At 33.8% G+C, this 15,164-nt stretch carries 12 protein-coding genes; 2 read left to right on the forward strand and 10 right to left on the reverse strand.

The window, feature by feature from the left end:
* Window positions 1-685: 685 nt before the first annotated feature.
* The 9 genes from wzx to purT form a co-directional block, all read right to left on the reverse strand.
* Window positions 686-2,125 carry an O-unit flippase-like protein gene (gene wzx, locus QX565_RS07280; protein ID WP_289292156.1) on the reverse strand — a complete coding sequence of 480 codons (1,440 nt, stop codon included), beginning with the start codon at window positions 2,123-2,125 and terminating at the stop codon, window positions 686-688.
* Window positions 2,115-3,596 carry a hypothetical protein gene (locus QX565_RS07285; protein WP_289292158.1) on the reverse strand — a complete coding sequence of 494 codons (1,482 nt, stop codon included), beginning with the start codon at window positions 3,594-3,596 and terminating at the stop codon, window positions 2,115-2,117. The genes wzx and QX565_RS07285 overlap by 11 nt, the downstream gene beginning before the upstream one ends.
* The gene (locus QX565_RS07290) at window positions 3,593-4,651 is read right to left on the reverse strand and encodes a hypothetical protein (RefSeq protein ID WP_289292160.1); all 1,059 of its coding nucleotides are present in this window, start codon (window positions 4,649-4,651) and stop codon (window positions 3,593-3,595) included. Before QX565_RS07290 ends, QX565_RS07285 begins: the two co-directional genes overlap by 4 nt.
* A 65-nt stretch (window positions 4,652-4,716) precedes the next feature.
* Window positions 4,717-5,829: a glycosyltransferase gene (locus tag QX565_RS07295; protein WP_289292161.1), complete on the reverse strand. Its 1,113-nt coding sequence runs from the start codon at window positions 5,827-5,829 to the stop codon at window positions 4,717-4,719.
* Window positions 5,830-5,858: 29 nt separating this feature from the next.
* On the reverse strand, window positions 5,859-7,013 hold the full coding sequence (wecB, locus tag QX565_RS07300; protein WP_289292163.1) for a non-hydrolyzing UDP-N-acetylglucosamine 2-epimerase: 1,155 nt from the start codon (window positions 7,011-7,013) through the stop codon (window positions 5,859-5,861).
* A 10-nt stretch (window positions 7,014-7,023) separates the two neighbouring features.
* Window positions 7,024-8,229, reverse strand: a complete 1,206-nt coding sequence (gene wecC, locus QX565_RS07305) for a UDP-N-acetyl-D-mannosamine dehydrogenase (RefSeq protein WP_289292165.1) — start codon at window positions 8,227-8,229, stop codon at window positions 7,024-7,026.
* A gap of 399 nt (window positions 8,230-8,628) precedes the next feature.
* The gene (locus tag QX565_RS07310; RefSeq protein ID WP_289292166.1) at window positions 8,629-9,099 is read right to left on the reverse strand and encodes a UpxZ family transcription anti-terminator antagonist; all 471 of its coding nucleotides are present in this window, start codon (window positions 9,097-9,099) and stop codon (window positions 8,629-8,631) included.
* A 4-nt stretch (window positions 9,100-9,103) separates the two neighbouring features.
* Window positions 9,104-9,631, reverse strand: coding sequence for a UpxY family transcription antiterminator (locus tag QX565_RS07315; protein ID WP_002560678.1), 528 nt, complete (start codon window positions 9,629-9,631; stop codon window positions 9,104-9,106).
* 712 nt (window positions 9,632-10,343) lie between these two features.
* A complete protein-coding gene (purT, locus tag QX565_RS07320) occupies window positions 10,344-11,528 on the reverse strand; it encodes a formate-dependent phosphoribosylglycinamide formyltransferase (RefSeq protein WP_289292209.1) in 1,185 nt (394 codons plus the stop codon).
* 110 nt (window positions 11,529-11,638) lie between these two features.
* Between purT and QX565_RS07325 the strand changes: the two genes are divergently transcribed.
* Together QX565_RS07325 and QX565_RS07330 are read left to right on the forward strand one after the other, a co-directional pair.
* A complete protein-coding gene (locus QX565_RS07325) occupies window positions 11,639-12,769 on the forward strand; it encodes an AAA family ATPase (protein WP_289292170.1) in 1,131 nt (376 codons plus the stop codon).
* A gap of 1 nt (window position 12,770) precedes the next feature.
* Window positions 12,771-13,412 (forward strand): DUF3226 domain-containing protein, encoded by a 642-nt coding sequence (locus QX565_RS07330; protein WP_289292172.1) that lies wholly within the window; start codon window positions 12,771-12,773, stop codon window positions 13,410-13,412.
* A gap of 78 nt (window positions 13,413-13,490) precedes the next feature.
* Here the strand turns inward: QX565_RS07330 and QX565_RS07335 are convergent, their stop codons facing one another.
* Window positions 13,491-15,008 (reverse strand): DUF4301 family protein, encoded by a 1,518-nt coding sequence (locus QX565_RS07335; protein WP_289292174.1) that lies wholly within the window; start codon window positions 15,006-15,008, stop codon window positions 13,491-13,493.
* Between the last annotated feature and the right edge of the window lie 156 nt (window positions 15,009-15,164).

Here is a 15,164-nt window from a genome sequence, read left to right on the forward strand (position 1 = left end):
AAAACCATGACTCAAGTTTCACTATGTATTTAATAGAAATCAACAAATATTATATCCTGTATTTTTTATATTGCGTTCAATCATTCTTTGAGATTTTCAAAATATTAAAAGACAAGTATAGGTATTCCTACAAATTTTATTTATTTTCAAACTCAAAAAAAAATAGACAATACAAATAAGGTAATACAGATACATTTATCAACTTAACCATTGGAATTGAAATATAATTAATTGTCCTATAACCCATACAAAATTGTTTATTAAGCAAACTACTTGTATTTATAGTGTTAAACACAAAAAGTAATACCACTGTAACAGTTATACAGACCCACAACGCAGGATATATTCTAAGAAATCTATTCTTGAAATATTGCTTCAAATTTGCGTTTCTATTAAGCGAACCATATATCAAAAGCCCCACTAATTGTAAATAAAACAGTAACACCAGGGAAATACTTTATTATTTCCCGAAAATAAAATAAATCAATCTCAAGAGACTCAGCTGTATACCATATACCACTTGGAGTGCGGCAACCAATCTCAATAAGTCAGAATTATTAAATTGGGAAATTTTTGTACTCATATTGTATAATCTAAAACATTATATATTAGTCCAAAATGGGGAATTTAACCATTGAAAACACAAGATTATTTATAAAATAATTTAAAGATAAATATTATATAGCTATAAAAATATTCTAAAAGATAATGTCTTCAATTGAGATATAAGCTTAGCTATTCCATCCTTAAATAGAGTAAACAAACTTACATTAAATTCGCGTAAAACAAATTGCGGCCATCTCCAATTATTATATGATAATTGAACAATAAAATGAGCAAGAATAAGACTCATAACTCCCCAGCTAGTAAGAGTAATCAGTAATATAGCTAAAATAGTAGCCAATAATGCAGACACACAATAAGCATTAGAATAAGGAATATAATTAGATGTAGATATATATGAAGTAAACAAGGATTGATTAGCTTCCAAAAACATATATATAGCCAGAAATAAAAACATATTTATATTCAAAAGAGTATCGTGCTTAATTAGATTAACCAAAGGAATACCAATAGTAATCATTACTAATATAAATAGTACATACATCACAATAAAAATAACCCACGATTTCGAAAATATATTATACTTCAGAGAATGATTCTTTTCAACACTTGCTGCGTTCAATAAAGGTTGTTGTGTTGTATAATAAATAGATGAAATGGATGAAACGATTGTCAGTATCTGTACAGAAAGGGCATACCCTGCCGTCTCTGTTAATCCCAAATAGAGAGAACATAGTACAGTATTTGATTGTGTAACAAAATACCTGGAGATCATTACTAACCCATCTTTTCTTGCATTACTCCAAATAAGCTTAAAATTCTCATACCTTTCATTAATAGTAAAATTATTTTTAGATTTATAATATTCTTTACCCACTTCCGTTTTTTTCCGAAAAGCATGCGACAAATAGAAACGAAACATAATTCCACTAAGCAAATAAGCAATAGTAACAGCCATTATATTTCTACATAACACTAAAAGAGTAACAGATGCGATTATCTGAATCAATTTTGATAAAGCAAGAGCTTTATTTAAATCGACAAAGTTTCCAATTCCTCTAAAAATAGCCGTATAATACAAGTATAATATATTTATAAAACTAGCTATTACAAAAACACCCCAAGCATATAGAATGTACGCTGACAAATGTCTGTCAGATACGGTATAGATGTAATAAGTACCTCCTGTCGAAAGAAGTATAAAAGCCAATAATGCAATAATTAAATATATACTCTTAGCCGTACAAATTACTTTTTTTAAAAGATATATATTAGAATCTTTTCTATCCCCCAATGTAGCTGAAACAACTCCAACTTTTTGTATTTCATCCGCACCCGCATAAGAATAAGTTATAACTCTCGCAATTTGTGGTGAAAACCCAAAGTCAAACATAGCAACAAAAGCCCCTACACTCAAAAATATATACCATAAGCCCAATTCTTCCGTAGGTAAATAATATAGAACAATCGGCAACAATAAAATATTAGTACCAAATGAAAAACCATATCCCAAATAATTCCAAATAATATCTTTGCGAGATATGCTAATTCTATTTTTCATTGAAACAGAATTTATTTGATTCATAAAATCCCAATACTAAGGAGGGAATCCCAAAGAAAGCTAAATTAAAAGAATATCCCCAAAATAAAAATAGCCACAAAACACCAATAATTACCCATGGAGTTAGAAAGAAACACCTTATCCCTCTTCTTATACATAAAAAAAAACAAAAAAGGCCCCAAAGACCAAATTTAAGAAAAAGAACATTAAATGCTTCATGCATTAGAATAAAAGTCCCATTCTGATATTGATCCGGGCTAAATGCAGCATCATTATAAAATCCCATTGTATTTCGATGATCTTTTATACTTCCTCCAAAACCTTTACCCAACAATGCATAATAAGGTTTCTTGATATATTCTGCTGCAATATTAAAAAACTCTTCAATCCTATATTTAGGAGACAATGGCATATTCTCATACCAATCAAGATCAAATACTGAAATCAACATTGTTGCCTGTATCAATTTAGTAGAAGATAATTTATCCATATTTTTTTGCGTTTCAAACAAACTTCCTAATCCTATTAAGAAAGGAACGAAAAATACAAATATTGATAATAGAACTAATTTCTTCTTCCGCTGATTTAAAATAATAACTATAGAAAAAATTATATATATCAATGCTAACCAAGACTTTCCCCCCAAAGCATTGGAAGTAGTTAATTGTAACCACAAAGCTAAAACAGAACAGATAAATAACAACAATCTCTTTCTATATTCCTTATAAAAGAAAAAAAGAATAATTAACGGCGAAAAGAAAAAAACTAAAGGCATCAAAACAATTTCCTCATCTCCATAATATCCGCGTTTACCTATTATTATAGATATAAATGCCGAAAAAATTACTCCTACCAAAATGGAAAACATCATTCTTTTAAAGCGTATATAAGTATCTTTCTGAACAACACAATATGAGAAATAAATTACAAGCAGACTATAAATACTTAACTTTAGAAAGTCTAAGAAAAAATATCTAATATTACCTGTATTTATAATATCATTATCATTTATCAAGATAGAAAAAAATCCTGTAATCCCCCCAATAGGTATCATCAAGATTGCAAATTTTAAAAGAAAGAAAAGATTTTTACTTTGATGTTTAATTTTATTTATCCACCGAAATTTATCCTTTTTATATATCATTAATAGAGGAATTAACAACAAGATAAAGAAAGGGTAACCTTTAACAAGCGGCAACATAAATATAGAATATGCTACAAATTCTGAATTACCAGAAACAAAAGAAGAAACATCAACACTAGAAATACTAAACAACATCAAAATCAATAAAAAATCTTCCACTCGCTTTTTTATCAAATAAATCAAACAAATGGAAAATTCTATAATACTAATCAATGCAGCTATAGCAGGAAAATTTACAGTAAAGACATGAAGCAAACATAAAAATATAGTTAAACATATTCTTCCTATATAAGAAACATCTTTATCTTGTAATTGATAAAAATTCATTTTAATGAAAAAATTTCTATTATTTCTTTTCTAATTTTCTGATCACTATGATTAGTAAGAAATTGATTATACTCGGCATCACTAAAAACAGTATTATTAAATTGTATCAATTTCAGAAACAAATCCTCCACAGAATTAAACGTTCTACAGTTATTAGGATACAAACAAGAAAAATATTTTACTATAGGGATATTAATTCCTATAATTTTTTTCTTATGTCTGAAAGCATCCAATATAACTCCTGAGTATCTGTTCATGTATTTGACAGAATATAGCAATAAAACAGCTTGAGAACTCTCATAAATAGATTCATATTCGTCTTTTGGTAAATGTCCATTTATAATTCTTATATTCTTATATTCGTAAGCTTTTTGAACACGAGAACGAATAATCAGCAATATATCATTCTTATATAAAAGATGATATTTATTTTCATAATTTATAATTTGCGAAATAAGTAGTTCATCATTTGCATAACCCAATCCTATATATATTTTCTTATTTATATTGTTTTTATTTATATCACTACCTGTAAAACCATTTAAGGGATGAGTTAACACATATACATTACTTTGATTCACTCCTATGCCAACCAAATATTTACCAATAAAATCTGCAAAAACGATATGTTTCACCTTATTTTTATAGGTATCAAAAAATCTTTTCTTATATTTATTCTGTAAATGATCTGTGTTATTATGATGCAATAAGTATACTTCTTTTTTCCCAAAAAGAAATCTCATTATAGCAATATTTAGTGTATCAAAAGTAAAAAACACAACAATATCTGATTTATATGAGTATGAATAGATAATCCCTATTAATGTATTAATAGCCAGAACGATTTGATTTAACAATAAATTCTTCCTTTCTTTTAAATGTATAATCTTTTTATATTGAATAGAACTATTTTCATTTGATTCATTATAAAAATCACTAGCATTTAATATTAAGAGCTCAACATTTTCTGGAAATAATGTTATCAAGCTTTGATATAAATCTTTATGTCCAATTGGGAATATTGTATCAAATATGAGTATTTTTTTCACCATCATATTCTAATTAAGTGAATTCAATACTGAATAGTAAAACATATTTTAATCAATGAAAACAATGAATATTATATTGATATCGCCGACTTTACAATAGCCTCCAAGTTCACCCCATTGTATAAACATCTCGTTCCAGCAACATATCCTTCATAATCATGACCTATCTCCTTCACAGCTTTACAAATATTTTCAACAGTTAGCTCTTCTATGCAAATTCCTGCTTTATAAGTTGTAAAAGCATCCTTTAGTGCCGGTACATTATTAGATATCATTGGGATCTGAAATTTTGCGTACTCATATAATTTATTAGGAGCACAATAAAGGGCATTTATAATCATCCCTATATCATAAGGTATTGGCGTATAACTCAAGATACCTATATATGCATACTTAGTGACTTCTAAATGCAAAGGAGGAGGGAGAAATGGCATAAAAACGATACGTTCATTTTCATATGTACCTTTTAATAATTTAAAATACGAATTATTAGGTCCCATCAACATCAGTACATAATCTTCCGGTAATAGCTCCATTGCTCTCATAAAATCATCTAATTTTCTTTCTTCATGAAACCCTCCTTGATAAAGAATAATCTTCTTATTTTCATATTTCGATAAAATAGTTGATACATCTTGTGGCAGGTTTAGGAAATTGTCTAAAATTCCGTTTTCATATGGTTTATTAGGTAATACTATCGGACATGTCGATAAGTTGAATAGATATTTTGTTATTAACGCTCTATTATATTCACAGCAAATAATTTTTTTAGCATACGAAAAATCATGAATAAAATCTCTAAACGGATTCAATAGTTTATATGCTAATTTTAATCTTGAATCTCTAAATTCCAATAAATGAGCAACTGTATCATACTTTTTCAAAAAGGAAGAAAATAAAACAACTGTTTCAAAATGAACCAACCAAAGTAAAGAATTATCAGAAAAATATTCTTTTTCTATGATTCTTTTTACTCTTTCTCTAAATTGTAATTGTTGTAAAAACCTCTTAACTCCATTTCCACCATATTGAGGTTGCTTATACACTTTTACATTAAATAGCAACAATTCTTTTTCTATATTACTATCAGAACAGGCTCCAATATATACAATGTCGCAACCTAAATCATATAAGATTTTACACACGGATATTACTGGTGGATAAAAAGTAATATCATGCTTCATAACAATTATAATTTTCCGCCTTTCCATCTTCATCTATTTAAATATTCAACTATCCGTTCACACGCCAATCCATCTCCATACGGATTTACAGCCTTACTCATCTTATCATAATATTCTCTATCATCCAGTAAAGCAGAAACTTCATTTACAATCTTATCATAATCCGTACCCACCAGTTTTACTGTTCCCGCTTCTAAAGCTTCCGGACGCTCCGTGGTATCACGCATAACCAAAACAGGCTTACCAAGTCCTGGCGCTTCCTCTTGAATGCCTCCACTATCGGTAAGAACAATGGTAGATTTCTCCATCAAATAAACAAACGAAAGATATTCCAATGGCTCTATAAAGAACATATTATCCAAATCGGATAAGTCTTCACCAAATACTTCGTGAATGGGTTTGCGAACATTGGGATTTAAATGCATCGGATAAACAAAATCAACATTCGGATACTTCTCAGTCAAGGCCTTTATTGCTCTGCACATCGAAATAAAACCTTCACCAAAATTCTCACGTCGATGTCCGGTAATGAGAACTAACTTTCGAGTACCATTCAAACGATTTACGTCATAACCGGATTCACGAAGTAGGGTCTCCAACTCCTTTCCTAACTGCTTGTCCGATTTAATCTTATCAACCACCATATAAAGAGCATCAATCACAGTGTTGCCTGTCACGGTAATAGCTTCTTCACTTATCCCTTCATCCAATAGATTTTGTTTGCTTAGTGCAGTTGGAGAAAAATGATAAGTAGCAATACGGCCGGTTATCAAACGATTCATTTCTTCGGGCCAGGGACTATAGATATCATGGGTACGAAGTCCTGCCTCTACATGACCAACAGGAATTTGCTGATAAAAGGCAGCTAAAGCTGAAGCTGTGGATGTAGTGGTATCACCATGTACTAAGACAACATCCGGATTTGCTTCTTTTAAGACGTCACGCATACCTAAAAGTACTCGGGAGGTGACATCATAAAGATCTTGCCCCTGTTTCATGATATTCAAATCATAGTCCGGCTTAATGTCAAAAAGATGAAGCACCTGGTCAAGCATTTCACGATGCTGGCCTGTTACACACACAATGGTTTGGAATGTTTCCGAATGCTTCTGGAACTCCTTTACTAATGGAGCCATTTTTATAGCTTCGGGACGCGTCCCGAAGACTAACATTATTTTCTTCATAATAATATACTTATTTTTTATAGATCCCACAAAAATCAAGTATCACTTTTGTGTCATCATAAGGCAAAGCTTTAAATACAGAATGAGCTACCAAGAATACAACAATATCCGCCTGCTTATAAGCTTCTTTATAATCAGTGAGTTTAAACACTTTATGCTCTGTCACATTCGGTTCAACTACCAATATATCTGCATTATTGCAACTTTGCATCACCTTTGTTGTGATGTATTTTGCCGGTGCTTCACGTAAATCATCAATATCCGGTTTGAAAGCCAACCCCATCATGGCGACAACAGGCTTGCGATGGTGCTCTAACTCAAACTTCAACATTGCATTTTCTACTTTCTCTGCACACCAGAAGGATTTATAGTTATTAATCTCACGGGCTTTTGATATTATCTGAGATTCTATCGGAAAATCGGCTGTGATAAAATAAGGATCCACAGCAATGCAATGCCCTCCTACCCCACAACCCGGCTGGAGAATATTTACACGCGGATGCTTATTGGCTAAACTGATCAATTCCCAAACATTGATACCTGCCTTATCACAAATGAGAGATAATTCATTTGCAAATGCTATTTGGACGTCTCGTGAAGAATTCTCTGTCAGCTTACACATCTCAGCAGTTTTACAATTAGTCCGATGTAATGTACCTTGTACAAATTGGCTGTAAAACTCAATTGCTTTATCTGTAGATGCTTCATCTATACCGCCAATCACACGATCGTTGTGTACCAACTCATGTATTACATTTCCCGGTAATACACGTTCCGGACAGTACGCTATAAATATTTTGCCTTCCAATTCTGGACGAAGGCTAAATATTAAATGAACCATTTTATCTGTTGTGCCTACCGGTGAAGTAGATTCGATAACATATAAGTCACCTTCCTTCAACAAAGGGATTACTGCACGGGTTGCGGATTCCACATACGAAATATCCGGTTCGTGATTACCCTTAAAGGGAGTGGGTACTACCATAAAATAGGCGTCACTGATTTCAGGAGTAGTAGAAGCTTTTAACTGCTTGGCAGAAACAACTTCCTGAAGAAGTTCCTGCATACCCGGTTCAATGATATGTAATTGCCCCTGATTGGTCATCTCAACAACTTTCGGATTAATATCAACACCGGTAACTTGAATACCGTGTTTAGCTGCTATAATAGCAGTAGGAAGGCCAATGTAGCCTAAGCCCATAAAACAAGCTTTCATTTGAGTATCTATTTAAGTAAGTATCTTGTGGGGTTGACCTATAATATATAGATATACTATAAACTTTTATACAGGTCAGTTATCATATAGGTAAAAAAACAAATTTGTAACGAATTAAAAAATATCAGACAATGGTTTCTTAAAAAAAGTGCTATTTCTATATTAAGAAATATAAATACATTTATAGTATTACATAAAACATTAGTTATCAAGTAATTGCATATAACACTTTTTTCTCTACGAGGAATGATAAGAAACTCTACGAGAAACATCCCGATTCTCTACGAGAAAAAGGATTATTCTCTACGAGAAATAAATCAAAAAGTCATATTATGTAACAAAGGGAATATAAGTTATGAAATCCTCAATTCATATTTGTAAAAAAATAAGGCAGAACCATTATTCAAAATCACTATATGGATATTGATTTTCCTCCAAATTCCGAAGATTCTCAACAATCTCTTGCTCTTTGGCCGTCAGCTCTCGCCCCTGCCAACTGTCAATGATTGCATGAGCTTCTTGTGCTAACTCATCCTCAAAAACTTCACCATAACAATACGTCAGCAACTGACATTTTAATAAAGAAGGAGGAAGTTGCTCTAATACCTCCCAGGCACGATCGAGAATGGACTGTTTTTTCGCTTCCTTATCTTTATCACTATAGATAGTAGCGTTGTAACCCATTAACAAAGCCAGGCAAATACCGGCTTCTTCTTCGGGAGTATCACCCTTAACAGAATAAAGAGCATCGGAAAGAATCTGAATTTCTTTATTCAAACGACTAAAATGCTCTGCGTAAATTGGGTCACCATCCAAACCTAAGTAGAGTGATTTTTGAGCAAGTTGCTGCAATTCTTCTGTTTTATTCATAAAATTAACTGATTACTTTCAAATAACTTTTCGCCACTTTTACGCTGGCTGTCAATACACCTTCAATACGAATGATGACATAAGTTTTATTAGCCTCTAAAGCCAACTCACCTTCAACACCACATAAATCACCTTTCATCACACGAACTTTACTACCAACAGTGAGAACTTCATTGTCAAAGCTGATATTATCGGGATTAAGATCCATTATTTGTTTAAAGTCCTCCATCTGTTTATCGGGAACAATAAGCATAGCACGAGTCACAAAATCCTTTATATAATAAAGTTGAACACCATACTTATTTGATAAATCGCAGGCATCCTGTTTAGTGGCACGAACAAAGATCAAGTTTCTAATAACAGGAACTTCAACACATTTACGACGGTATTTTAATTGGCGAATAACAAATTGAGTAGGAAGATAATATTCAATATTAATATCGGCTCTCAATTTTTCTAAAGAATCCCGGATGACAAATTCTTGCTTGTCGCGAGTACGGGCGGCAAACCAATATTGTTGTTGTTCAGACATTTACGAGAAATGATTGGGAAGTTTTTTCCTTAGTTTCGGGTGCGCTTCGCGGTTTGAATGAGACATAGAACCTCTTTCAAACCGTCAACTTTTTAGAATTTATTTAATATTGGAAACGAAGCGTTTAGAAGATAGAAACGTTTCAATAAACGTTCGTTTAATGGCACAAAGGTAAAACGTATAATTAGAAGTACAAAATATTTCTATATATAAAATTTAAAACATTATTTTTTCACGTTGTATATCTTTGATATTCAATAATATGATCTTCCGGAAAAATTAATATTTTCATGTATTCCTCCATTAAATATTTCTCTTAAAAAGACCTCAAAAAAAGTGTGCCATTAAACGAACGTTTATTGAAACACTTTTCTTAATAACAACCAGAATTCACAAATCATCAATTATCTCTTTATTATAAATAATGAGTTGAATATATCTCTATAGTATTTCAACGCACTATTTCATTGATAAACAACGTTTTATTATATACCATTTATTCATTACAAAGTAACGTATTTAAATCTCCGTTAATTACCTAATTAACCCATATTTAATATGCATAATTTACACCTATAAAATACGTACTTTTATAATATAAAGAATAGGATGCCTGATGTGGCGTTAACAATGTTAATACAAAAAGGGCTACACACCAGAATTAAACATCCTGCATGTGCAGCCCTCTTATTTTATCTATTTTCTATAATTATCAGAAAACCTCTACCTTTTCAGCAATTCGTTTTGCCTTATCACGTAATGCATCCAAATCCGAACCCAAAGGAGCATAACAAAGCACCACTCCCATACGACGATTAACACGGGTAAAAGGCTTACCAAAAATACGCAGATATGTATCTTCTTCGCGTGTCACCTCTTCCATCCCTCGATATTGAGGACGCTCCTGACTGGCAATTGTTGATAGAATAACAGCACTGGCTCCTATCCTCTCCTGCTTGATGCCCGGAATAGGTAAACCAAGTACGGCACGCAGGTGAAGCTCAAACTCATTCAGATTCTGTGTTCCTGCCAAAGTCACCATACCCGTATCATGCGGACGAGGAGAAAGTTCGGAGAAATATACTCCGTTCTCATGGCTCAGGAAGAACTCTACTCCCCACAAACCAGTACCAGTTAAAGCACGAGTCACTTTTTCAGCCATTTCTTCCGCTTCCTTCAAATGAGCAGGATCAATATGTGCGGGCTGGAAGCTTTCACGATAATCTCCTCCCTTTTGTACATGTCCGATAGGCGGGCAGAAAAGAGTAGGACCATTCTTTTGAGTAACAGTAAGCAATGTTATCTCACTGTCAAACTTAATAAATTCTTCAATAATAAGCTCACGAATATCTCCACGGCTACCACTGCAACCATATTCCCAGGCATGTTCCAATTCATCGGCACTTTTCACCAATGACTGACCTTTACCGGAAGACGACATCAATGGCTTCACCACGCATGGAAAACCAATTTTAGCAGCAGCCTCTTTCAATTCTTCCAGAGAAGTTGCATAAAAGTACTTAGCCGTTTTCAAGCCCAACTCCTGAGCTGCCAAATCACGAATAGCTTTACGATTCATTGTAAAGTTTACTGCACGCGCACTGGGCACTACTTGTATTCCCTCCTTCTCAAAGTCATACAGGCGTTCTGTACGAATGGCTTCAATTTCCGGTACAATAATATCCGGCTGATGTTTCCTGACTACGCGTTCCAGTTCTTCTCCATCGAGCATGTTGAACACCTCATACTCATCAGCCACTTGCATAGCAGGAGCTCCGGCATACGAATCACATGCAATGATATATTGCCCTTTACGCTGGGCAGAAATAACAAACTCTTTTCCTAATTCACCGGAACCGAGTAAAAGTATTTTCTTCATTGGTTTTGAGTGTTTAATTTTAATGCTACAAAATTAGTACATTTAGAGAAACATTGTATACATAAAGAGAAAAACAAAAGATTTTATGTACATTTGCGTAGTTATTCATCCATATAACCTAAAAATTCATGAAGTCGGTAGTCATTAAAAACTATAAAAATATCAAAGAGCTCTCTATTGACTCATTGGCACCAGTCAATCTGATAGTAGGACGAAACAATGTAGGTAAATCAACCTTACTGGAAGCCATCTCTATTTATGCTGCCGGTGGAAATATCGAATGGCTGAAAGAAATCCTTGAATTTAGAGGAGAATCTGTTAATATCGGATATCCACTTAGAGATACAGATATTGAATTCGAAAATATTATGACAGAACATTTCTTATCCTTCTTTCCGGAAAGAAAAGCAATTTTTTCTGAAAACAATAGTATCATTATCGGAGAAATAGAAAATAATTCTACCCATACCGGAACCTTATCCATACGATTAGCCCATATAGCTGAAGAAATATTTAAAACCGAAACAGGATCTCATAGAAGTATAACAACTTTAACCGACGAAGAATTATTAGCAGACAAATCTTCTACCTATTCCAGTAATTTGGTAGGAGACGGACTGGAAATAACATTTGCCGAAGAAATAGTTATAGTTCCCTTTTATAAACGAAATCCATATTCCATAGCCAAGATAAAAGGAATACCATTTGAATATATAAAAACAAATGACTTCCAAAGTACACAAAATGCATCTTTATTCGATAAAATTTCCCTCTCACCCGAAGAAAAATACATTATTGAAGCATTGCACATCATAGAGCCGGATATAAACAAACTAAACTTTCTCAATGATGATTTGCGTACAAAAAGAAGAATTCCCTATGTCACATTAAAAGGTAAGGAACAGCGCTATAGACTTAGCTCTATGGGAGACGGCATAAATCGTATTCTTACCATTATTCTTGCACTTTTAAATTGTAAAGGCGGTATTTTATTACTGGATGAGTTTGAAACCGGATTACATTACTCTACACAAATTAAGTTGTGGAAAATCATTTTTATGCTTTCTGAGAAGCTAAATATTCAAGTCTTTGTTACATCACATAGCCAAGACTGCATTAACAGTTTCGTAGAAGCCAACAACAAACAAAAGGGCAAATTGATACGTCTTGAGAACAGGAACGGAAACGTAGTGGCAGTGAATTATGATGACGAAAAGGAACTGCGGTTTGCTACCGACAATAACATAGAGATTCGCTAAAATGAAAATCACAGAAAAACACACTTACAAACTATTGGTAGAAGGAAATGACGATCAACATGTTATATGGTCGTTTTGCCAGCATCATCAATTAGCAGAAAATTTCGATGTAATAGATTGTAATAGTATAGAAAATGTATTGGGACAATTAAAAACAAGGCTATCCAACCCATCAGCACATCAAAGAATAGGCATTGTAATAGATGCAGATGTTGATTTAAATAAAAGAAAAGCACAAATTCTGGAGGTTTTAAGACAAAGTCAGAAATATAACTGTACCGATTGTGAATGGCCTGCATCCGGACTTATTCTCAAACCTATCGACAGTTATGACGCAACAATTGGAATTTGGATTATGCCTGATAATAATATAAATGGAATGCTCGAGGACTTCATAATTAGCTTGGCACCTGAAGCTGACCCTTTAATGCAAAAAGCAGAATCCATACTAAACGAATTGGAAGAAAGCCAGATACAACAGTACAAATCAGTACATCGTTCAAAAGCAAAGATCCATACGTTCCTGGCTTGGCAAGATGAACCAGGTAAGCCTATGGGAACGGCTATTACTGCAAAAATATTAAATCCAAATTCAGAACATGCAGAAGTATTTGTGCATTGGATTAAACAATTATTTACCTAACAAAAATATTTCTATTGTATTAAAAAAGCCAGCCTCCTTTGCATGGAGCCTGGCTTTTTTCTTTCTATTTCAACGCGTTTATTGATGTTGCTCACGCAATAAATCATTCACAGTTTTTACAGGATTAAAAGTAGAGAGTGGCACTTCTACAAACACGGTGCTCCAGTCACTCATTGCACCATTCCACAATCCGGGAAGTTCAAGAGCCTTGAGATCTTTGCCATTCTTGGACTTATAAGATATGAACCCGGTAGCTTTATCTACATACTTCGTCAAATCAAATTTATGGCCTTTATAATCACGCACGGCACATACCAGATCTACCGGATTAAAGTGAGTACCTTTCTCAAACATCTCTTTGGCAGTAGGATCATTCATATCAATCTGAGAGCTTTCCAGAATCTGCAATGAGATAGTACCATCATTGTTATAGGCTAAGAACGGACCACCTCCCGGTTCGCCTACATTCTTTACCATACCACAAACACGCATCGGACGATTCAGTTTCTTTCTCAGATACATCACCAATTCCGAATCTTCCAGATTCTTGGTCTCCGGATTCTTACAGAATAGTTTCTTTTGTACGAACTGAAGAATTTCCATCACCTGTTCATGAGAATAATCACCGCTATCCAACAATTCCAGATATTCAAAAGCTTGTTTTTGCAAAGCAACCAACACACCGGCAATCAGTTTCTTATAAAGCACCGTATCTGCTTTCAATCTATCAGGTACTACATTATCGATGTTTTTGATAAAGATAATATCGGCATCAAGATCATTCAGATTCTCAATCAGTGCTCCATGACCACCCGGACGGAACAACAGCTTACCATTATCACGGAAAGGCTGGTTATCCATATCAGCGGCAATCGTATCTGTACTGGGCTTCTGCTCTGAGAAAGTGATATTGTAATCTACCCCATAGCGCTGGGCAAACTCTCCGGCTTTCTCTGCTACCAGAACTTTAAACAGTTCACGATGCTCAGTAGAAACAGTAAAATGCACATTCACCTTGCCACACTTTCCGGCAGCATACATAGCACCTTCGGCCAGATGTTCTTCAAGCGGCGTACGTGACCCTTCTTCATATTTATGGAATTTGAGTAGTCCTTTAGGCAAAGCACCGTAGTTCAATCCGGCTTCTTCGAGCAGGGCAGATACCACTGCTTTGTAATTTCCTTCGGCTATTAATCCGCAAATGTCCTTTCCGGCTGTACGCTGACAGGCTACATTCAAATCATCATAAAACGCAAACTTCTCAATACTCTCAAAGAAAGCCTGCTCAAATTTTGTTGTAGGCTGGTCATAGTCGGCTCCCAGAAACTCAAACAAATTCTTAAACATACGACTGGCTGCTCCGGAGGCAGGAACAAACTTCACAATCGTCTTCTCTGTATTCTTATATGCATCCCAGGCTGCAAGATATGCCCCCTGCTCATCTGCATCAGGAGCAAGAATCCCCTTCTCAACCGATGCAGCTGCATCCAATTTCAAAAACGGAAAACCTTTCTGAAAGCATGCCAGTTGTTCGGCTATCTGAGCTTCCGAAATACCTTTTTTGGCAAGCAACTCTTTGTCTTGTGGTGTCATCATACGTATCTATTTTTATTAATTGATGCCCAAAAATACAAAATGTTATTTAGTTATGCCCTTTTACTAAACAAAAAAAACTACTTTTACATCGAAATAATGTAGTAATGTGCCAATATGCCAATGTGCCAATTACCATTCGGTATCACAGCGCAGCTA

It is taken from the genome of Bacteroides sp. 41_26 (assembly GCF_949740115.1).
Classification (GTDB): Bacteria; Bacteroidota; Bacteroidia; order Bacteroidales; family Bacteroidaceae; genus Bacteroides; species Bacteroides nordii.